This is a genomic window from Sporosarcina sp. NCCP-2716 (assembly GCF_023707985.1).
GTDB lineage: Bacteria > Bacillota > Bacilli > Bacillales_A > Planococcaceae > Sporosarcina.
This window is the reverse complement of sequence record NZ_BRCF01000004.1, coordinates 172,810-193,036: the sequence shown is the minus strand read 5'-3', so window position 1 is coordinate 193,036 and position 20,227 is coordinate 172,810. Positions and strand designations below refer to the sequence as shown.

The window sequence follows — 20,227 nt, the reverse complement described above, 5'->3', positions numbered from 1 at the left end:
TGTCAGTGGACTTTCTCAGGCGAAGATGGAAGTTATCCACTCCCAGACGAAGAACTTGACCGGTTCTTCATCCTCTTCCTCCTTTTCGTCGTAGCAGACTTTCGGAAAGACCGAGCACCACCAGTTCGATCCCTTGCCGCTGCCGATCGTCATCACATAGGCATCGTACGTATCCTGCGGGCTGATCCAGAGGCCTGTCCGCTTCGCCGGGAACAGGGCGTTCTTCCGCTCGAGCGTGATCGTCCGGTCCGGCGACAGCTGGCGGGCCGCGGCGAGCATCTCGGCTTCAAGGCCGGTGAGCGCCGCGTCGATTTCGGCCGGCGTGACGGCGGTTGCGAGTGCTTTTGCGATCATCGGTTCGACTTGCTGCTGGATCCGCACTTTGACGGCCTGGTCGGCAGGCGCATCGGAATGTGCGAGGATCCGGTAGCGGACGGGTTCTTCCGCTTCGTGCGTCTGGAAGAGTGCGAGAACCGCCTGCAGCATCACTATGATGAGCAGGAACTCCGCGAGTGTGATGAACCGTTTCTTCCATATATGTGTTGAATCAGTGCGTGCAATCTGCGAGTCTGTGAACTGTGGATAATCTTGTAACATGTCATCCCCTCCTGACCTCATTGTGGACAAGGGGGTATGGATTTATTCACACAATCTCACAAAATATCATTCTGTCCTTGCCGTTGATGTCCTTGACGATGTCGACTGCCGCATCAGGAAACGCCTTTTGGAATAAATCGCGGACGGCGGGCCCTTGCAGATGACCGATCTCCAGGCCGATGAGCGCTCTGCTTTCGATCACGCCTGGAAGCGAGTCTGCAAGTCTGCGGTACAGCACGAGCCCTTCTTCCGGCGCGAACAGCGCGCTGTGCGGTTCGAATCCGGTGACGGTCGGCGACATGTCAGGTGCGTCGCTTTCGCTTATATACGGCGGGTTGGACAGGATGATATCGAATGTCTCTCCTGCGAGCGGCTCGGCGAGATCACCGGGACGGAACCCGACGTCTGCGCCGTGACGTCCGGCATTACTTTCAGCGACAGTGAGTGCAGCGGCGCTGATGTCCGTCGCCGTGACGTCCGAATCCGGGCGTTCGAGTTTGAACGTGACGGCGATCGCCCCGCTGCCCGTTCCGATATCCGCCAAACGGATCGGTTCATGGCCGAACAGTCTGTCCGCCCGCTGCAGCGCGTGCTGGACGAGCTCCTCCGTTTCCGGCCGCGGAATGAGGACGTCTTCCGAGACGATGAACGGCCGGCCGTAGAACCATTCTTCGCCGATGATATGCTGGACGGGGCGTCCCGTCAGCAGCTCGGCGCTCTCTTCTTCGAATTGCCGCAGTTCGCTGTCCGATAGCGGTTCCCGCATGTCCGCAAGCAGGGCGGCGCGGGATTTCCGTGTGACGTGTTCCATAAGCAGGACGGCAGCGTTTGCATCCAGGCCGCGGGCTTCGAGCTGTTTTTGCAGCCGGCGCAGCGCTTCGTGGATCCGTTCAGTCATTGGATTCCATGCTTTCCAGCCGGCGCGCCTGGTCTTCGAGCGTGAGGGCGTCGATGACGTCGTCCATTTTCCCTTCGATCACCTGGTCGAGCTTCTGGATCGTCAGCCCGATGCGGTGGTCGGTGACCCGGTTTTGCGGGAAGTTGTACGTGCGGATCCGTTCCGACCGGTCGCCGGTGCCGACGGCGGATTTCCGTTTTTCATCGTATTCCGCCTGGGCTTCCGATTGGAATTTGTCGTAGACACGGGCGCGCAGTACTTTCATCGCTTTTTCCTTGTTTTTGATCTGCGATTTTTCATCCTGGCAGGAGACGGTGATGCCTGTCGGCAGGTGGGTGAGCCGGACGGCGGACATCGTCGTGTTGACGGACTGACCGCCGGGACCGGATGACGCGAACGTGTCGGTCCGGATGTCTTTGTCGTGCAGCACGATCTCGACTTCTTCCGCTTCCGGGAGAACGGCGACGGTGGCGGTCGAAGTATGGATACGGCCGCCCGATTCGGTTTCCGGCACGCGCTGTACGCGGTGGGCGCCGTTTTCGAACTTCAGTTTCGAATAGGCGCCGGCGCCGCTCACCATGAAGATGATCTCCTTGAAGCCGCCGAGTTCAGTCGGTGCGGAATCCATGACGTCGATCTTCCAGTGGTTCAGTTCAGCGAACCGGCTGTACATCCGGTACAGTTTGGCGGCGAACAGCGCAGCTTCGTCGCCCCCTGCCGCTCCCCGTATTTCCATGATGACGTTCTTGCTGTCATTCGGGTCTTTCGGCACGAGCAGCAGTTTGAGCTTCTCTTCGAGCACGTCGATCTTCGTTTTCTGCTCATGCAGTTCGGCTTTGATGAGGTCTTCCATTTCGCCGTCCGCTTCGTCGAGCATTTCCTTCGCGTCCGCGACCGCCGAGCGGGCTTGTTTGTACTCACGGTACGCATCGACGGTCTCCTGGATGTCGGACTGCTCTTTCGAGTACGTGCGGAGTTTGTCCAAGTCGCTGACGACGTCAGGATCACTCAGCAGTTCGTTCAGTTTTTCGTAACGGTCTTCGACAGCTTGGAGCCGATCATACATAGCAGGTCACCTCGGGTTAGTTTGGTTGGTTGGGTCTGGCCGGAAGGGTCCATCTCCATCCGTGCTTGGATTTCGGCACGGCGTATGGTCCCACTGCCGGTCCGCGTGCACAAAGAGACAGTCTGCCGGGCAGCCTGTCTCTTCGTGGTGTCGTTATTCTGCGGGGATCTCGATGGAGACACCTGTTGGCACGTCGTGATGCATGCGGCACCGCGGTTCGTACGCTTCCGATGCACCGACGAGGATGATCGGATCGTCGACACCGGCGGGTTTGCCGTTGATGAGCCGCTGGGTGCGGCTCGACGGCGAACCGCAGACGGTGCAGACCGCCTGGAGCTTGGTCACCATTTCAGCAACCGCCATGAGGCGCGGCATCGGACCGAACGGCTCACCGCGGAAGTCCTGGTCGAGACCGGCGACGATGACACGGAAGCCGTGGTCGGCGAGTTCCATGACCGCGTCGACGATGCCTTCATCGAAAAACTGGGCTTCGTCGATGGCAATGACGTCGCAATCGTCGGTCACGCCGGCACGGATATCGGCCGCAGAGGCGACCGGGACCGCGAGCAGCGTCGTGCCGTTATGGCTGACGACCGCCTCTTCGCTGTAGCGGTTGTCGATCGCCGGCTTGAAGACGGCGATGTTCTGTTTGGCGAATTGGGCACGGCGGATCCGGCGGATGAGTTCTTCCGATTTACCGGAGAACATGCTGCCGCAGATGACTTCGATCCATCCGCCTTGCATGGATACGTACATGAGGAATCCCCTTTCGTGAATGAGAGATAGGAAGGAGTGCATGAATGATGCGGATAAAATAAAATTCCCGTCCGGCGCCATGCACCGGACGGGAACTTGAGAAGCCGTTCTTACTTGCCTTCTTCTTTGATGCCATATTTTTTGTTGAAGCGGTCGACACGGCCGTCCGCTGCAGCAAATTTCTGACGTCCAGTGTAGAATGGGTGGCATTCTGAACAAACTTCCACTTTAATGTCTTCTTTGACAGAACCTGTTTCGAATGTGTTGCCACATGAACAAGAAACAGTTGCAAGTTTGTAATCTGGATGAATTCCTGCTTTCATCGGTCTCTCTCCTCTCGCCCTGAACCATCTGGAACAGAGTTGTTATTCTGGTCGGCTCACGCCTTCCCAGTAGAAGACTGATGCCTTACACGGCCCGTATATGTCAGCCGTATATGCAGATATGGTGTGAACCATATGAGTTAATCTTAACAAAAACGGACGGACTGTGCAAGATTTTTGTTTGTAAAATGGAGGGTGGTGGATAGTTTTTTTCACGGAGGGGCGGAGTGATCGTAAAATGTGGAAGGCGATCATAAATGGTGGGAAACGCTCATAAATTTGTGAAAACGCTCATAAATCCTGAAAAACGCTCATAAATGGCGAAAAGCGCTCATAAATCACGGAAAGCGCTCATAAATCTTGAAAAGCGCTCATAACTCCCAAATACCGCTCATAAACCGCCTCCCTGCCGGCCAGACCCTCGGTCCGCGGCACGCTCCCCCACCCCCAAACCCCCCACTTCCACGCGCCAACTGCCCTTGACCATCCATCACTAAAAAAAGACTGCGGGAATCCGCAGTCTTTTACTAACTCACAACAGGCCTTTGCCGTTGCGCTGGTGCTTCATGTCGCCGTTCAGCTTTTCGAAGAACTCTGCGTTCGATTTTGTCTGGCGCAGTTTCTTCAGGAAGCGCTCGGCGAAGTCCGGGGCGTCGGAGAATGTCTTCCGGATTGCCCACAGTTTTTCGAGCTGGTCTTTCGGCACGAGCAGCTCCTCTTTCCGCGTGCCGGAGCGCCGTATGTCGATCGCCGGGAAAATCCGCCGTTCGGCGAGGGCGCGATCCAGATGGAGCTCCATGTTACCGGTGCCTTTGAATTCCTCGTAGATGACTTCGTCCATCCGGGAGCCGGTGTCGACGAGCGCCGTCGCGAGAATCGTCAGGCTGCCGCCTTCTTCCAGGTTCCGGGCTGCGCCGAAGAACCGTTTCGGCCGGTGGAACGCCGCCGGGTCGATTCCGCCCGATAATGTACGGCCGCTCGGCGGGATGATCAGGTTGTAGGCGCGCGCGAGACGGGTGATCGAGTCCATCAGGATGACGACGTCGCGTTTGTGTTCGACGAGGCGCATGGCGCGTTCGAGGACGAGTTCCGCGACTTTGACGTGGTTTTCAGGCACTTCGTCGAACGTCGAGCTGACGACGTCGGCCTGGACGGACCGTTCGATGTCGGTCACTTCTTCGGGCCGTTCGTCGATGAGCAGGACGATGAGTTCCGCTTCCGGGTGGTTCGTCGTGATGGCGTTCGCGATCTCCTTCAACAGCATCGTCTTCCCGGCTTTCGGCGGTGCGACGATGAGTCCGCGTTGGCCGAATCCGACCGGGGACACAAGGTCCATGATGCGTGTCGACAGGTTGCTCGGCTCGGTTTCGAGTTTGATGTGCCGTGTCGGGTAGAGCGGTGTCAGCGCCGGGAAGTGGACACGTTCGCGGGCGACTTCCGGGTTCTGTCCATTGACAGCTTCCACTTGAAGGAGGCCGTAGTAGCGTTCGTTCTCTTTCGGCGGCCGGACTTTGCCGGTCACTTTGTCCCCGTTCCGCAAGTCGAACCGGCGGATCTGGGACGCAGAGATGTAGATGTCTTCGGAGCTGGACGAGTAGTTGATCGGCCGGAGGAAACCGTAGCCTTCCGACTGGATGATCTCGAGCACCCCTTCCATGAAGAAGAAGCCTTCCTGTTCGGCGCGCGATTTCAGGATGGAGAAGATCAGTTCTTTTTTCGTCAGCTTGCTGTAATAGCTGATTTTGAATTCCTTGGCGAGCGCATAGAGCTCCTTGAGCGTCATGTTCTCCAAGTCAGCCAGTGTAATCATTGTCATTATCGGCACCACTCTTTAACATATAGTCACTAGATTCGGATGAAAATTCGTTGGGGTTGATCAGAATGAGCGTACGAAGTACAGAAGAATCGCCCGGCAGGAGTGCCGGGCAATTATTTTGAGGCCGTTCAGTCTTTCATCACAAGGTGAGGTTTTTTGTCCATGCTGTGCCGTCCCTCGACGAAGCGGATCGTGCCCGACTTCGAACGCATGACGAGAGAATGCGTCTTGGTATGGCCGCCCGTGAACTGGACACCGCGGAGCAGTTCGCCGTCCGTCACGCCTGTTGCGGCGAAGATGGCGTCGTCCCCTTTCACGAGGTCGTCCATGTACAATACTTTGTCCACATCGATGCCCATCTTTTCGCACCGTTCGCGTTCTGCATCGTTCATCGGGATCAGTCTTCCCTGGATCTCGCCGCCGAGGCATTTCAGGCCGACTGCTGCAATAACGCCTTCCGGTGCCCCACCGAGACCGAACAGGATGTCGACGCCTGTCCCTTCGAACGCGGTGTTGATGGCTGCGGCGACATCGCCGTCGTTGATGAGCTTGATGCGCGCGCCGGCTTCCCGGATTTCGTCGATGATCTTCTGATGTCTCTCACGATTGAGAACGGTTGCCGTCACTTCGTTGAGCTGCTTGTTTTTCGCTTTTGCAACAGCTATCAGGTTGTCCGTTACGGAAGCGTTGATGTCGATCTTGCCGACCGATTCCGGGCCGACCGCGATTTTGTCCATATACATATCCGGGGCATTCAGGAGATTTCCTTTGTCCGCGATTGCGAGGACTGCGAGTGCATTCCAGCCGCCGGATGCGACGATGTTGGTCCCTTCGAGCGGATCGACTGCGACGTCGACGAAAGGTCCGGAGCCAGTCCCGAGCTCTTCACCGATATAGAGCATCGGTGCTTCGTCCATTTCGCCTTCGCCGATAACGACGACGCCCTGCATCGGGATCGTATCGAAAACGGTCCGCATAGCCGTTGTTGCCGCGTCATCCGCTTCGTTTTTGAGCCCTCGTCCCATCCAATGCGATGCGGCCACTGCCGCTGCTTCTGTCACACGTACAAGTTCCATCGATAAACTGCGTTCCATCTCTAGAATTCCTCCCGTTTTCTGCCTCTTGCAGATTGTGTACCCGTGTTGCTCGTTCACTCAATTATAGCACAGGTCAAAACGCGCGCTGCACTGTTTTTACGGTTGGCCCGGCTCACCGTCGGCTTCCGGCACTTCGACTTTCTCGATGGTGGCACCGAGTCCGCGCAGTTTGCCGATCAGCCCGCCGTAGCCGCGCTCGATATGGGAGATGCCCTGGATTTCCGTCTCGCCTTCCGCGATCAGGCCGGCGATGACGAGGGATGCGCCTGCGCGCAGGTCGCTCGCCTTCACTTTCGCCGCGTGGAGCGGTGTCGGACCGTTGATGATCGCGGAGCGGCCTTCCACTTTGCTGTCGGCGTTCATGCGGCGGAGTTCGTCGATCTGCTTGAATCGTGCAGAATAGATCGTATCCGTCAGCATGGACGTCCCTTCCGCCTGGGTGGACAGGACGCAGAACGGCTGCTGCAGGTCAGTCGGGAATCCCGGATAGACGAGCGTTTTCACATCGACCGCCTGGAGTGCCTCCGTTTTCGGGATGAAGATCTGCTCTTCGCCCTCTTCCACGGTGACCCCCATTTCCCGCAGCTTCGCCGTGACGGCTTCCACGTGGAGCGGGATGACGTTGTCGATCGTAATCCCGTCCCCTGCAGCGGCCGCCATGATCATGAACGTCCCGGCTTCGATCCGATCCGGGATGATCGTATGGCGCGTACCGTTCAAGCTCTCCACGCCGTCGATCCGGATGACGTTCGTTCCGGCCCCTTTGATGTTCGCTCCCATGTTGGACAGCAGGGTGGCGACGTCGATGATCTCCGGCTCTTTCGCCGCGTTCTCGATCGTCGTGCGGCCTTTCGCAAGCACGGCCGCGAGCATGATGTTGATCGTCGCGCCGACGCTGACGATGTCGAGGTAGATCTTCGCGCCTATCAGTTCATCCGCACGCAGATAGATCGCTCCGTGTTCGTTCGTCACTTTGGCGCCGAGCGCTTCGAATCCTTTGATGTGCTGGTCGATCGGCCGCGGTCCGAGGTGGCAGCCGCCGGGCAGTCCGATGACGGCTTTTTTGAACTTGCCGAGCATCGCCCCCATCAGGTAATACGACGCCCGCAGTTTCTTGACGTTGCCGTTCGGCAGCGGCATGGAAACCATGTCGGACGGGTCGATCGTCATCGTGCCGTCACGGAAGCTGACCGTGCCGCCTATGTCTTCGAGGAGCGCCTGCAGTGTATGGACGTCGGAAATCTCGGGGAGCCCTTCGATCGTTACGGGGGTGTCCGCGAGAATGGATGCCGGGATGAGTGCTACGGCGCTGTTTTTCGCTCCGCTTACTTTGATGCTGCCTTTAAGGGGAGTGCCGCCTTGTATTTTATATACTTCCATTTCAGTCTCCTTTACGCGATCACTTGTTGCTGCGGGCTTCCCAGTCTTTCAAGAATTGGTCGATCCCTTTTTCCGTCAGCGGGTGGCTGAACAGCTGCTGCAGCACTTTGAACGGCACCGTCGAGATGTGCGCACCGGCAAGGGCTCCATTCGTGATCTGCTGCGGGCTTCGGATAGAGGCCGCGATGATTTCCGTGTCGATGTTGTGGATCGTGAAGATGTCCGCGATCGTTTCGATGAGTGTCAGACCGTCCTGGCCGATGTCGTCGAGGCGTCCGATGAACGGTGACACATATGTAGCTCCCGCACGGGCTGCCATGAGTGCCTGATTGGCGCTGAAGATGAGCGTGACGTTCGTTTTGATGCCTTCGGATGCGAAGACGGAGCACGCTTTCAGGCCGTCCGGCGTCATCGGCAGTTTGACGGTGATGTTCGGAGCGATCGCTGCGAGTTCGCGTCCTTCTTTGATCATCCCTTCAGCGTCGAGGGCGATGACTTCCGCGCTGACCGATCCGGGCACGAGTGCCGTGATCTCTTTGAGACGGTCGTGGAACGAGATGTTCTCCTTCGCGACTAGTGATGGGTTCGTTGTCACGCCGGACAGGATGCCCCAGCTGTGTGCTTCTTTGATCTCTTCAAAGTTTGCTGTATCGATGAAAAATTTCATAATTCGTCAATTCCTCCTTTGGATTCGCGAAAAAGGAGAGCCATCCGGCCTGGCGGGATGGCTCTTCCCTGAGTTCGCGGGTACAGCTCATATTGTTTCGGATGGTGCCGATCGTCAGGCTTTTTGCGAGCTGCCGAATTCGCGCATCTTGCCGACGACCGTTTCCTGGATCGCTTCGCGCATCGGTGCGAGGAATTTCCGCGGATCGTAAACGTCCTGGTCGGCCGCGAGCACTTCGCGGACTTTCTTCGTACCCTGGATCTGGTTTTCTGTATTGACGTTGATCTTCGAGGTGCCTAGGGAAATGGCACGCTGGATATCTTTCGTCGGAATACCGGTACCGCCATGAAGGACGAGAGGCAGATCCGATTCAGTCGAGATCTGTTCCATTTCCTTGAATCCGAGGTTCGGCTCCCCTTTGTACGGCCCGTGGACCGAACCGAGGGCAGGAGCCAGGCAGTCGATGCCCGTTTCCTGGACGAGCCGTTTGCATTCCGCCGGATCCGCGTAGAGTACGCCTTCCGCGACCGTATCGTCTTCCTGGCCGCCGACGAGACCGAGTTCCGCTTCGACGGAGACGTTCTTCGGATGCGCATAGTCGACTACCTGCTTCGTGATCGCGATGTTCTCCTCGATCGGTTTCGCGGATGCGTCGATCATGACGGATGTGAAGCCTGCGTCGATCGCTTCCTTGCATTTATCGAAGCTTGAGCCGTGGTCGAGGTGGATGGCGACGGGGACGGTGATGCCGTAGTCATGGATGAGCCCTTTCACCATGCTGACGACGGTCGTGAAACCGCCCATGTAGCGCGCTGCCCCTTCGGAGACGCCGAGGATGACAGGTGACTGTTCAGCTTGTGCCGCTTTCAGGATCGCCTGTGTATATTCAAGATTGTTCAAGTTGAATTGACCGATTGCATAGCCTTCCCTTTTTCCCTTGATCATCATTTCTTTCATCGACTCGAGTGCCATGGATAGTTCCTCCTTCAGGTGATGGACCGGATTGTGCTGTTGTCATTTGTTTACCGCATCCATCATACCAAAAATCACCGTCCACTTCCACTTGGGGACAGGGTTTCAGGAGTCCTGCATCAGCTTGCTTATCGTGCGCCGCAAATCGTGGATGTCGAATGGCTTCGTGAAGTAGTGATCGGCCTGCACGTCGGAATCCGCCGCGGACGTTTCCGCTTTGTCGTATGCCGACATCAGGATGACCGGGAAGTCCGGGCAGCGGCTTTTGATTTCCTGCAGTATCTCTTCCCCGTTCAGTCCGGGCATCTTCATGTCGAGCAGGATGCAGTCCGGTTTACTCGTCTGCAGTTTTTGGACAGCCTCTTCCCCGTTGGATGCGAGGATTGTTTCGTACCCTTCGTTCTTGAACACTTCACTGAGCAGCATCCGTATGCCGGCTTGGTCATCCGCGATCAACAGCTTCTTCAATCCGTTCACTCCTCAAAGAAATTTTATAATTTCGGTATCGGTCTGAAACATGCGTGATACATCTATATTTGACATTGTTAGGGAAAACCCTTCCTTTCCTGCGAAACCTTTTGTTATTCTCTATACTGGTATCCATGGAGGTGGAATTATGAAAATGCTGACGACTCAGCTGGCGGGTGTCCTGCAGCGGATTGCCGGCGGCCAGGAAGAGGCGATCGAAGACACGGCACGTCTGCTGGCGCAGGCAGCGGCCGGGGAAGGCAGGGTGCTCGTACACGGGACGCGCGAGATGCGCGGAGCCGTGCTGAATGTGCTGGAAGGCGCCGAACCGCTTGCCGGTGCAGCTGCGCTGACGGAAGATGAACGACCAGGGACGATGGACCGGGTCTGGCTGTTCGCCCGTCATGCCGGAGAGGAAGACGTCCTGCGGCTCGCCCGGACGCTTGCGGAAAACGGCACGGCGTTCGCAGTGGTGGCCGACGTTCCGGCTTCCGCGGAGAACGAATTGTCGGAACTCGCGGATGTCTACGTAGCGACTGGGATTACGAAGGGGCTGCTGCCCGATGATACGGGTAACCGCGTCGTGCTGCCGTATTTGTTCGCTGCGTTGTTTGTCGCAGAGGCGGTCAAACTTTCTTATGATGAAATGTTGATGGATTTGTAACGTTCTGTCGGATTCCGCGAGTGATTCGGTGTGTTCGCGGGCGGCTGGAATTGAGCGGGTGGCTGCGGGAATTGAGCGGTTAGACGCGCTAAATGAGCGGTTAGCCGCGGGAATCGAGCGGTTAGCCGCATCAATCGAGCGGTTAGCCGCGGGAATCGAGCGGTTAGCCGCATCAATCGAGCGGTTAGCCGCGGGAATCGAGCGGTTAGCCGCGGGAATCGAGCGGTCAGCCGCACTAATCGAGCGGTCACCCGCGTTAATCGAGCGGTTCCCGCCGCTGCCGCCGCACACAAAAACCCCTTTCCGTCCGGAAAGGGGTTTTTTGGCGATCTTACTTCTGGTGCGCGAGCGCAGCTTCGAGGAATGCTTTGATGAGCGGCTGCGGGCGTGTCGGACGGGATACGAATTCCGGGTGGAACTGGCAGCCGATGAAGAAATCATGGCCCGGCAGTTCGATGATTTCGACGAGGCGTCCGTCCGGGCTGATGCCGGAGATCGCCATGCCGGCTTCTTCGAAACGGTCCTGGTACGCCGTGTTGAATTCGTAGCGGTGGCGGTGGCGCTCCTCGACGAGTTCCTTGCCGTACGCTTCATAGGCTTTGGAGCCTTCCTTCACTTCGCACGGATAGTTTCCGAGACGGAGTGCACTTTCGTCTTCGCGGCCGTTGCGGAAATCCGGGTGCAGCAAGAAGATCGGGTTCGGCGTGTGGGCATCGAATTCGACGGAATGTGCATTGCCGAGACCCATCACGTCACGGGCATATTCGACCATCGCAAGCTGCATGCCGAGACCCGTTCCGAGGAACGGAAGGCCGGCCTTGCGCGCATAAGCGATCGCATGGATCATGCCGTCGACGCCGCGTTCACCGAATCCAGCCGGTACGAGCAGGCCGTCGACGTCCGCTAGCAGTTCCGCTGCGTTATCCGCTGTCACTTCTTCGGAATTGATCCACTTGATGTCGATTGCTGTGTCGAATGCGTAGCCTGCGTGGTTCAGCGCTTCCACGAGGGAGATGTAGGCGTCCTGCAGCTCGACGTATTTGCCGACGAGGGCGACACGGACGGTTTTTGACAGGTTCTTCACGCGGCTGACGAGTTCCTTGATCTCTTCCATATCCGGCTGCGCCGCTTCGAGGCCGAGATAGTCGACGACGATGTCATCCATCTGCTGTTCGTGCAGGCGGAGCGGTACTTCGTACAGAGTTTCCGCGTCGGTCGCTTCAATGACTTCTTCGGGCTTGATGTTACAGAAGAGGGCGATCTTGTCTTTCATCTCCTGCGGGATCGCGTATTCGCTGCGCAGCACGATCATGTTCGGCTGGATGCCGAGGCTGCGGAGTTCCTTGACGCTGTGCTGGGTCGGTTTCGTTTTCATCTCACCGGCGGCTTTCAAATATGGCACGAGTGTGTTGTGGATGTACATGACGTCGTTTTTGCCGAGGTCGGTCTTCATCTGACGGATCGCTTCGAGGTATGGCAGCGATTCGAAATCGCCGACGCTTCCGCCGATTTCCGTGATGACGACATCCGCGTGCATTTCCTGTCCTGCGCGCTTGATGAGGGTCTTGATTTCGTTGGTGATGTGCGGGATGACCTGGACGGTTGCGCCGTTGTACTCACCATTCCGCTCTTTCTGAAGGACGAGGGAATACACTTTCCCCATCGTGATGTTGGAATATCGGTTCAGGTCGATGTCGATGAAGCGCTCGTAGTGGCCGACGTCGAGATCGGTTTCCGCGCCGTCCTGTGTGACAAAGACTTCGCCGTGCTGGAGCGGGCTCATCATCGTCGGGTCGATGTTGATATATGGGTCGAATTTCTGGATCGTCACCTGCAGGCCGCGATTTTTGAGCAAACGTCCGAGTGATGCGGCGTTGATGCCTTTCCCGAGTGATGAAACGACACCGCCAGTGATGAATATATATTTCGTCATGGTTGAATTCCTCCAGTATGTTGTAGTCAGGAGAGCTTGGCCAGAACCGAAGTAAAACGAAAAAACGCCCCTGCCGCAGAGTTATCTGCAGAAGGAGCGCTTTTACATCCGTTCGTTTGTCCTTTAAAAAGGAGCCCGATTGAATTGTATAGCGGATGGCTCCTGAAGTCAAGAAAGAATTACACTTCCTCTTCTTCCTCGTCGTCCTCTTCTTCCTCATCTTCTTCTTCATCGATATCGATTTCTTCATCAGGGATGATTTCAAGGCCTTCCGCGGGATCGTCGATTTCGTCTTCGTCCGGATCGGCTTCTTCCTCGTCGTCGTCCTCTTCCTCTTCGTCACCGAGTTCTTCGTAGTCCTCCTCGAAGAATTCCACGTCTTCGAGATCTTCCTCTTCGACTTCTTCGTCTTCATCGTCCGCCGCTTTTTTCTTCTTCTTGCGCGTTTTGACGACAGGCGCCGTCTCTTCTTCGATCTGATCGACCGGATACCATTCGCGCAGCGACCAGCGGCCGTCGTTCATGGCCATGAAGCGGCCGTCGACGTTGAGGTCCGTATAGAATTGCGGGAGACGCGACTTCATCTCGCTGTCGGACAGACCGGTGAGCTGCTGGAGTTCGTGCAGCAGGTCATTGAAAGAGATCGGGTTGCGGCTCTTTTCGAAAATAGCGAATGTGATGTCGATGAGTGATTCTTCGAGTAATTGTTCTTTTGTCATGGCAGTCAAGTCCATGGAATGCACGCCCTTTCGTTAACTTCGTTGCTGTAATCGGTGGTGGGGATGTTACGAAACCCTGCTTTTCCTGCGATACCGCCTGAACTCTTTCCAGGTGACCGCAAGCAGATAGGCGGCCGCGAGCAGGAAGGGGATTGCGCCGAGCCCTTGCCCGTAGAGAAGCCAGGTCAGTACGATTAGTGAGATTATGATAACAAGATGCACAGCCACCTTCAACTTCCCCACCTCATTTCGGCCATTCTTTATAGTATACTCGGGTTTTGGGGATAAAATCCACTGTCAATCGTTTTTCCCGCCGGGGTCCCAGCCAATTGGAAAGAGAGCGGGAATATTCCCGCTCTGCTCCGTGTTACATATTGCGCCGGTATTGGCCGCCGACTTCGTACAGGGCGTTCGTGATCTGGCCGAGGCTTGCGACTTTGACGGTGTCCATAAGCGCTTCGAAGATGTTGCCGCCGGTGATCGCCACCTGTTTCAAATTCGCAAGGGCTTCGTCCGTTTCGGAAGCGTGGGCAGACTGGAAGGCGCGCAGGTTCGTGATCTGCGTCTCTTTCTCTTCCTTCGTAGCACGCGCGAGCTCCATGCTGTCGATGTCCTCTTCGGACGGCGGATTCGGGTTCAAGTACGTGTTGACGCCGATGATCGGCAGTTCGCCGGAGTGTTTCTTCATTTCATACAGCATCGATTCTTCCTGGATCTTGCCGCGCTGGTACTGGGTCTCCATGGAGCCGAGCACGCCGCCGCGGTCGTTGAGCCGGTCGAATTCCTGCAGCACCGCCTCTTCGACGAGGTCCGTCAGTTCTTCTGCGATGAACGAGCCCTGGAGCGGGTTTTCGTTCTTCGACAGGCCGTGTTCCTTCGTGATGATCATCTGGATCGCCATCGCGCGGCGGACGGATTCTTCCGTAGGCGTCGTGATCGCTTCGTCGTAGGCGTTCGTGTGCAGCGAGTTGCAATTGTCCTGCAGCGCCATGAGCGCCTGCAGCGTCGTCCGGATGTCGTTGAAGTCGATCTCCTGCGCGTGCAGGGAGCGGCCCGACGTCTGGACGTGGTACTTCAGCTTCTGGCTGCGGTCGTTCGCGCCGTACTTCTCGCGCATTGCGACTGCCCAGATGCGGCGTGCGACGCGGCCGATGACGGTATATTCCGGATCGAGCCCGTTCGAGAAGAAGAACGATAAATTCGGTGCGAAGTCGTCGATCGCCATGCCGCGGCTCAAGTAATACTCGACGTACGTGAAGCCGTTCGCGAGCGTGAACGCGAGCTGCGAGATCGGATTCGCGCCGGCTTCCGCGATATGGTAGCCGGAAATCGAGACGGAGTAATAGTTGCGGACCTTTTTGTTGATGAAGTACTGCTGGATATCACCCATCATGCGGAGGGCGAATTCCGTCGAGAAGATACACGTGTTCTGCCCCTGGTCTTCTTTCAGGATGTCAGCCTGCACGGTACCGCGGACGACTTTCAGCGTGGCCTCGCGCACTTCGGTGAACTCGTCGACCGTCAGCGTGCGGCCGAGCTCTTCCTCCTGCTTTTTCACTTGCTGGTCGATCGCGGTGTTCATGAACATCGCGAGGATGATCGGCGCAGGCCCGTTGATCGTCATCGAGACGGACGTCGCCGGAGCGCACAGGTCAAAACCGGCGTACAGTTTCTTCATGTCTTCCAGCGTACAGATGCTGACGCCTGACTCGCCGACTTTGCCGTAGATATCCGGCCGCTCGTCAGGGTCTTCGCCGTACAGCGTCACCGAGTCGAACGCGGTGGACAGCCGTTTCGCATCGTCGTCTTTCGACAAGTAGTGGAAACGGCGGTTCGTCCGTTCCGGTGTCCCTTCTCCGGCGAACTGGCGTTTCGGATCTTCGCCTTCGCGTTTGAACGGGAAGACGCCTGCCGTGTATGGGTACGAGCCCGGGACGTTCTCCTTGTACACCCAGCGGACGATTTCGCCGTAATCCTTGAATTTCGGCAGCGCGACTTTCGGGATCTTCAATCCGGACAGGCTCGTCGTCGTGAGAGCCGTGCGCAGTTCCTTGTCGCGGATCTTCGTGACGAATTCGTCCTGGGAATACGCCTCTTTCATCGAATTCCAGTTGTCGAGGATGCGGCGCGTTTCCGCGGTCATTTCGTCCCGGACACTGTCATGCAGCGACTGGAGAGACTCGACGAGCGCATCATCAGGTGCGTTTTTGCGCACTTCGTCGATCGCCCCTTCGAGCTGGTACAGGCGGGTCGCGAGGTGCGCCTGCTGTTCCGCGTGCTTATGGTAGCTGCGGACGGTCATCGAGATTTCGCGCAAGTACTGCAGGCGGTCGTTCGGAATGATGACGTTCTGTTTCTGTGTTTTGACGAACTCGGTATACGACGTCGTCCAGTCCGTTCCGCATTTGCGGTTGAGCGTGTCGACGATTGCGGCGAACAGCGTGTTCGTCCCTTTGTCGTTGAACTGGCTCGCAATCGTGCCGTACACCGGCATCGATTCGGTCGGTTCGTCGAACAGCATGCGGCTGCGCTGGTACTGTTTCTGCACTTGCGACAGCGCGTCCTCCGAGCCTTTGCGCTCGAACTTGTTGATGGCGACGAGGTCGGCGAAGTCGATCATGTCGATCTTCTCGAGCTGTGTCGGTGCTCCGAATTCGCTCGTCATGACGTACATCGACACGTCGGACACTTCGTCGATTTCCGCGTCTCCCTGTCCGATACCGCTCGTCTCGACAATGATCAGGTCGTAGCCCGCCGTCTTGACGATATCGAGCACGTCTTTCAGCGCGCCCGACAGTTCCGTCCGGGAGCCGCGTGTCGCGAGGCTGCGCATGAAGACGCGCTTGTTGAAGATGGCGTTCATGCGGATCCGGTCGCCGAGCAGCGCGCCGCCCGTCTTCTGTTTCGTCGGGTCGATCGACAGGATGGCGACTTTCTTATCGGGCAGTTCGTGCAGGAACCGGCGGATGAGTTCGTCGGTCAGTGAACTTTTCCCGGCACCCCCTGTGCCTGTGATACCGAGGATCGGCGTGCCTTTCGACAGCTCGCGCGCGCGTGCCAGCAGCGTTTCGGCTTTTTTGTCTTCATCGTCGAAATGCTCTTCTGCATAGGTGATCAGGTTCGCGAGCTTTTCAGGTGTCTCCGTGCTGACCTCTTCCAAATACACCATTTCGTCCTTCACTTCGGTCGCGTAGTCACATTCTTCGACCATGCGGTTGATCATCCCCTGGAGGCCCATCTTGCGGCCGTCCTCCGGCGAGAAGATCCAGGCGATGCCGTAGTCGTGCAGTTCCTTGATTTCCTTCGGGATGATGACTCCCCCGCCGCCGCCGTAGATCTTAATATGGCCGGCGCCGCGCTCGTTCAGGAGGTCGTGCATGTATTTGAAGTATTCGACGTGCCCCCCCTGGTAGGATGAAATCGCGATGCCCTGGACGTCTTCCTGGATCGCCGCGTTGACGACTTCCTCGACGGAGCGGTTATGCCCGAGGTGGATCACTTCCGCGCCGGTCGACTGGAGGATGCGGCGCATGATGTTGATGCTCGCATCGTGTCCGTCGAACAGGCTCGACGCCGTCACGAAACGCACGTGATGGGTCGGCTTGTAGATTTCCTGCTGGGTTTCTGCTGTTGCCATTGGTCGTGCACCCCTTTTGCTTCTATTTTCTTCATTCACCTGCTGGTTTGACGAGGCCGTTCAGCAGCTGTTCCGTCTGGAATCCGATGTATTCGTCGAGCGTGTACAGCTTCTGCACCGCCCATCTGCGGAATGCCCACATCTGGCCCTGGATGACGATATGGTGCGCCGCGAGCGGGATCGCGGGGCCGGAAATCCGGAGTTCGCCGGCGTCTGCACAGGCGCGGACGAGCGTCTCGAACAGCCCGGTCATCGTACGCTCCTTTTCGAGCACGTATTCCAGCGCTTTCGGCGGCAGCGATTTCGACTCCTGATACATGACGACGAACTCGTCATTCAAGTCGTCGACGAGCCGGTAGTAGACATCGATGGCCCGCTTCAGCCCGTCGATCGTCGCCTCTTCATCCGCAATGCCGGACAGCCGGCTCTGCACCTGGTCGTAGATCGTGTCGCAGACGAGGTAGAGCACGTCCTCTTTCGTGCGGATGTATTCGTACAGCGTGCCGATGCTGAAGCCGGCCGCTTTCGCGATCTCCCGCGTCGTCGACCGGTGGAAGCCTTTCTCCTTGAACAGCCGGACGGCGCCTTCAATGATCTGGTCGCGCCGTTTTTCGATCAGTTCGCCGTCTTTGACCGATGATTTCACTTCGTGTTTCAGTTCCATTGGACGCTCCCCCTTTTTACTTTGTCAGCATGCGGGAGATGACGAGCCGCTGAACTTCCTGTGTTCCTTCATAGATTTGCGTGATCTTCGCGTCGCGCATGAAGCGCTCGACCGGATAGTCTTTCGTATATCCGTAACCGCCGTACACTTGCACCGCTTCTGTCGTCACTTTCATGGCCGTATCGCCCGCCATCAGTTTCGCCATCGCCGATGCTTTGCCGTACGGCAGGTTGTTCGACTCGAGCCAAGCTGCCTGGTATGTCAGCAGGCGGGAAGCTTCCGTCGCTGTCGCCATGTCGGCGAGCTTGAAGCCGATCCCCTGGTTCGCTGCGATCGGCTTGCCGAACTGGACACGCTCTTTCGCGTAGCCGGTCGCTGCGTCAAGCGCACCCTGCGCGATGCCGACTGCCTGTGCAGCAATGCCGTTCCGGCCGCCGTCGAGTGTTTTCATGGCGATGATGAACCCTTCGCCCTCTTCGCCGAGCATGTTCTCCTTCGGCACGCGGCAGTTGTCGAACATGATCTCCGTCGTCGGTGACGAGCGGATGCCGAGTTTCTTCTCTTTCTTGCCGACCGAGAAACCCGGGAAGTCGCTTTCGACGATGAACGCCGTCGTGCCTTTGTGCTTCGATTCCGGATCCGTCACCGCGAAGACGATGTAGATATCCGCGATGCCGCCATTCGTGATGAAGATCTTCGAGCCGTTGAGCACGTAGTCGTCGCCGTCAAGCTTCGCTGTCGTCTTCATGCCGCCCGCGTCGGAGCCCGATTGCGGTTCCGTCAGGCCGTACGCGCCGATCTTCGTCCCTTCTGCCATCGGACGGAGGTACTTCTGCTTCTGCTCTTCCGTACCGTACTTGAACACCGGCCAGCCGGCGAGTGACGTGTGCGCGGACAGTGTGACGCCGGTGGACGCACAGACGCGTGACAGTTCTTCCACGGCGATGACGTACGCGAGGTAGTCGCTGCCGATGCCGCCGTACTCTTCCGGCCACGGGATGCCCGTCAGGCCGAGCTCCGCCATCTTGTCGAACAGCTCGCAATCGAAGCGCTCCTCCTCATCGCGCTCCGCAGCTGTCGGTGCGACGTCTTTGACTGCGAAGTCGCGGACCATCTTGCGGATCATTTCATGTTCTTCGGACAGTTGGAAATTCATGGTGGGTTCCTCTTTTCTTGTTGGGTTTGGTGGGTGGTGCTTGGGTGGTTTCTGGGTGCTTTGAGCGCTTTTGGACAGTGCTTGAGCGTTTGCTGTGATGGCTTGAGCGCTTCGTGCCGCCGCTTGAGCGTTTGGCGCGGGGCTTGAGCGGTTCACGCTGGCGCTTGAGCGTTTTGCGTCGTTGCTTGAGCGGTTCATAGCGCGCTTGAGCGTTTCCGGCTAAACCTTGAGCGCTCACGGCACCCCGGAATTTATTTCAACAAAATCATTTTGTCAGGTGTTTGGAGATGACGATGCGCTGGATTTCACTTGTACCTTCGTAGATCTGGGTCACTTTGGCGTCGCGGAATAGGCGCTCGGCAGGATAGTCTTTCGTGTAGCCGTAGCCACCGAACACCTGGACGGCTTCGATGGCGTTGTCCATCGCGGCCTGGGAGGCGAACAGTTTCGCCATCGACGCTTCCTTCGCGCATGATTTGCCTTCGGCGCGCAGCTGGGCGGCGCGGTAGACGAGCAGTCGGGCGGCTTCTGCGGCGGTCGCCATGTCGGCGAGCTTGAAGCCGATGCCCTGGTTGGCGGCGATCGGTTTGCCGAACTGGACGCGTTCCTTTGCGTAATCCGTGGCCGCTTCGACGGCGGCTTCCGCGATGCCGAGCGCCTGGGCGGCGATGCCGATGCGGCCGACGTCGAGGTTCGCCATGGCGATCTTGAACCCTTCGCCTTCCGCGCCGAGCAGGTTTTCATCCGGGACGAACATGTCTTCGAACGTCAGCTGGACCGTACGCGAGCCGTGCATGCCCATCTTCTCTTCGTTTTTCCCGATGATTAGGCCCGGCGTGTCGCCATCGACGATGAACGCCGAGATGCCGTACGTCCCTTTCGACGGGTCGGTGGCAGCAAACACGATGTAGACGTCCGCTTCCCCTCCGTTTGTGATGAACACTTTCGAGCCACTGAGTGAGTAGCCGCCGTCTTTTTTGACGGCGCGCGTCTTCAATGAACCGGCGTCGGAGCCGGCGGACGGTTCGGTCAGGCAGAACGCGCCGAGCCATTCGCCCGCCGCCATCTTCGGCAAGTAGCGTTGTTTCTGCTCTTCGGTGCCGAAATAGAGGATCGGGTTCTGACCGACGGACGTATGGACGGACAAGATGACGCCGACCGTCGCGTGCACTTTGGACAGCTCATGGATGGCGCTTATGTAGGAGATGAAATCCATGCCGGCGCCGCCGTATTGTTCGGGCATCGTGATACCCATGAGACCGAGTTCGCCCATTTTCTTGAGGATTTCGGTCGGGAATTCATCCGCCTCGAGGTTCGGGATGAATGGCTCGATTTCGGCCTTGGCAAAGTCTTTGACGAGTTTCCGCATCATCTGCTGTTCTTCGGTGAACTGGAAATCCATTGTTTTGTCTCC

18 protein-coding genes are annotated in these 20,227 nt (G+C 57.6%); 1 reads left to right on the top strand and 17 read right to left on the bottom strand.

The annotated features are described in order from the left end of the window. Positions 1-15: 15 nt before the first annotated feature. From NFU03_RS08240 to NFU03_RS08190, 11 genes are all read right to left on the bottom strand, one after another. Complete coding sequence (locus NFU03_RS08240) at positions 16-597, bottom strand: stage II sporulation protein R (protein ID WP_251637741.1); 582 nt, start codon at positions 595-597, stop codon at positions 16-18. A gap of 46 nt (positions 598-643) precedes the next feature. Next, a complete protein-coding gene (gene prmC / locus NFU03_RS08235) occupies positions 644-1,495 on the bottom strand; it encodes a peptide chain release factor N(5)-glutamine methyltransferase (RefSeq protein ID WP_251637740.1) in 852 nt (283 codons plus the stop codon). Further along, positions 1,488-2,561 (bottom strand): peptide chain release factor 1, encoded by a 1,074-nt coding sequence (gene prfA / locus NFU03_RS08230; protein WP_251637739.1) that lies wholly within the window; start codon positions 2,559-2,561, stop codon positions 1,488-1,490. The genes prmC and prfA overlap by 8 nt, the downstream gene beginning before the upstream one ends. Positions 2,562-2,714: 153 nt before the next feature. After that, a complete protein-coding gene (locus tag NFU03_RS08225) occupies positions 2,715-3,317 on the bottom strand; it encodes a thymidine kinase (RefSeq protein WP_251637737.1) in 603 nt (200 codons plus the stop codon). 110 nt (positions 3,318-3,427) lie between these two features. After that, complete coding sequence (rpmE, locus tag NFU03_RS08220) at positions 3,428-3,640, bottom strand: 50S ribosomal protein L31 (RefSeq protein WP_251637735.1); 213 nt, start codon at positions 3,638-3,640, stop codon at positions 3,428-3,430. 532 nt (positions 3,641-4,172) lie between these two features. Next, positions 4,173-5,456: a transcription termination factor Rho gene (gene rho, locus NFU03_RS08215; protein WP_251637734.1), complete on the bottom strand. Its 1,284-nt coding sequence runs from the start codon at positions 5,454-5,456 to the stop codon at positions 4,173-4,175. Between the two features lie 128 nt (positions 5,457-5,584). Beyond that, a complete protein-coding gene (gene glpX, locus NFU03_RS08210; protein ID WP_251637733.1) occupies positions 5,585-6,550 on the bottom strand; it encodes a class II fructose-bisphosphatase in 966 nt (321 codons plus the stop codon). Between the two features lie 99 nt (positions 6,551-6,649). Next, positions 6,650-7,933 (bottom strand): UDP-N-acetylglucosamine 1-carboxyvinyltransferase, encoded by a 1,284-nt coding sequence (locus NFU03_RS08205; RefSeq protein WP_251637732.1) that lies wholly within the window; start codon positions 7,931-7,933, stop codon positions 6,650-6,652. A gap of 19 nt (positions 7,934-7,952) precedes the next feature. Further along, positions 7,953-8,600, bottom strand: a complete 648-nt coding sequence (fsa, locus tag NFU03_RS08200) for a fructose-6-phosphate aldolase (RefSeq protein ID WP_251637731.1) — start codon at positions 8,598-8,600, stop codon at positions 7,953-7,955. Between the two features lie 114 nt (positions 8,601-8,714). Next, positions 8,715-9,572, bottom strand: a complete 858-nt coding sequence (locus NFU03_RS08195; protein WP_251637730.1) for a class II fructose-bisphosphate aldolase — start codon at positions 9,570-9,572, stop codon at positions 8,715-8,717. Positions 9,573-9,677: 105 nt separating this feature from the next. After that, positions 9,678-10,049 (bottom strand): response regulator, encoded by a 372-nt coding sequence (locus tag NFU03_RS08190; protein WP_251637729.1) that lies wholly within the window; start codon positions 10,047-10,049, stop codon positions 9,678-9,680. A 139-nt stretch (positions 10,050-10,188) separates the two neighbouring features. Here NFU03_RS08190 and NFU03_RS08185 point away from each other — a divergent pair, with 139 nt between their 5' ends. Next, complete coding sequence (locus NFU03_RS08185) at positions 10,189-10,704, top strand: DUF2529 family protein (RefSeq protein WP_251637728.1); 516 nt, start codon at positions 10,189-10,191, stop codon at positions 10,702-10,704. 331 nt (positions 10,705-11,035) lie between these two features. On the opposite strand, the gene NFU03_RS08180 is transcribed toward NFU03_RS08185, so the two are convergent. From NFU03_RS08180 to NFU03_RS08155, 6 genes are all read right to left on the bottom strand, one after another. Next, on the bottom strand, positions 11,036-12,637 hold the full coding sequence (locus NFU03_RS08180) for a CTP synthase (RefSeq protein ID WP_251637727.1): 1,602 nt from the start codon (positions 12,635-12,637) through the stop codon (positions 11,036-11,038). Positions 12,638-12,816: 179 nt separating this feature from the next. Then, positions 12,817-13,371: a DNA-directed RNA polymerase subunit delta gene (gene rpoE / locus NFU03_RS08175; RefSeq protein WP_251637726.1), complete on the bottom strand. Its 555-nt coding sequence runs from the start codon at positions 13,369-13,371 to the stop codon at positions 12,817-12,819. A gap of 352 nt (positions 13,372-13,723) precedes the next feature. Next, positions 13,724-16,993 carry a fused isobutyryl-CoA mutase/GTPase IcmF gene (icmF, locus tag NFU03_RS08170; RefSeq protein ID WP_251637725.1) on the bottom strand — a complete coding sequence of 1,090 codons (3,270 nt, stop codon included), beginning with the start codon at positions 16,991-16,993 and terminating at the stop codon, positions 13,724-13,726. Positions 16,994-17,024: 31 nt separating this feature from the next. Beyond that, entirely contained in the window at positions 17,025-17,657 is a 633-nt protein-coding gene (locus tag NFU03_RS08165) for a TetR/AcrR family transcriptional regulator (RefSeq protein WP_251637724.1), read from the bottom strand. 16 nt (positions 17,658-17,673) lie between these two features. Next, positions 17,674-18,813 carry an acyl-CoA dehydrogenase gene (locus NFU03_RS08160; protein ID WP_251637723.1) on the bottom strand — a complete coding sequence of 380 codons (1,140 nt, stop codon included), beginning with the start codon at positions 18,811-18,813 and terminating at the stop codon, positions 17,674-17,676. 265 nt (positions 18,814-19,078) lie between these two features. Then, positions 19,079-20,215: an acyl-CoA dehydrogenase gene (locus tag NFU03_RS08155; protein ID WP_251637722.1), complete on the bottom strand. Its 1,137-nt coding sequence runs from the start codon at positions 20,213-20,215 to the stop codon at positions 19,079-19,081. Positions 20,216-20,227 lie beyond the last annotated feature (12 nt).

Excerpts from the sequence above, each read along its gene's own strand:
- NFU03_RS08160 (WP_251637723.1), bottom strand. The coding sequence starts at position 18,813 with ATGAATTTCCAACTGTCCGAAGAACATGAAATGATCCGCAAGATGGTC.
- NFU03_RS08240 (WP_251637741.1), bottom strand. The coding sequence starts at position 597 with ATGTTACAAGATTATCCACAGTTCACAGACTCGCAGATTGCACGCACT.
- prfA (WP_251637739.1), bottom strand. The coding sequence starts at position 2,561 with ATGTATGATCGGCTCCAAGCTGTCGAAGACCGTTACGAAAAACTGAAC.
- NFU03_RS08225 (WP_251637737.1), bottom strand. The coding sequence starts at position 3,317 with ATGTACGTATCCATGCAAGGCGGATGGATCGAAGTCATCTGCGGCAGC.
- rpmE (WP_251637735.1), bottom strand. The coding sequence starts at position 3,640 with ATGAAAGCAGGAATTCATCCAGATTACAAACTTGCAACTGTTTCTTGT.
- NFU03_RS08155 (WP_251637722.1), bottom strand. The coding sequence starts at position 20,215 with ATGGATTTCCAGTTCACCGAAGAACAGCAGATGATGCGGAAACTCGTC.
- NFU03_RS08180 (WP_251637727.1), bottom strand. The coding sequence starts at position 12,637 with ATGACGAAATATATATTCATCACTGGCGGTGTCGTTTCATCACTCGGG.
- NFU03_RS08165 (WP_251637724.1), bottom strand. The coding sequence starts at position 17,657 with ATGGAACTGAAACACGAAGTGAAATCATCGGTCAAAGACGGCGAACTG.
- rpoE (WP_251637726.1), bottom strand. The coding sequence starts at position 13,371 with ATGGACTTGACTGCCATGACAAAAGAACAATTACTCGAAGAATCACTC.
- fsa (WP_251637731.1), bottom strand. The coding sequence starts at position 8,600 with ATGAAATTTTTCATCGATACAGCAAACTTTGAAGAGATCAAAGAAGCA.
- prmC (WP_251637740.1), bottom strand. The coding sequence starts at position 1,495 with ATGACTGAACGGATCCACGAAGCGCTGCGCCGGCTGCAAAAACAGCTC.
- glpX (WP_251637733.1), bottom strand. The coding sequence starts at position 6,550 with ATGGAACGCAGTTTATCGATGGAACTTGTACGTGTGACAGAAGCAGCG.
- rho (WP_251637734.1), bottom strand. The coding sequence starts at position 5,456 with ATGACAATGATTACACTGGCTGACTTGGAGAACATGACGCTCAAGGAG.
- NFU03_RS08205 (WP_251637732.1), bottom strand. The coding sequence starts at position 7,933 with ATGGAAGTATATAAAATACAAGGCGGCACTCCCCTTAAAGGCAGCATC.
- icmF (WP_251637725.1), bottom strand. The coding sequence starts at position 16,993 with ATGGCAACAGCAGAAACCCAGCAGGAAATCTACAAGCCGACCCATCAC.
- NFU03_RS08185 (WP_251637728.1), top strand. The coding sequence starts at position 10,189 with ATGAAAATGCTGACGACTCAGCTGGCGGGTGTCCTGCAGCGGATTGCC.
- NFU03_RS08195 (WP_251637730.1), bottom strand. The coding sequence starts at position 9,572 with ATGGCACTCGAGTCGATGAAAGAAATGATGATCAAGGGAAAAAGGGAA.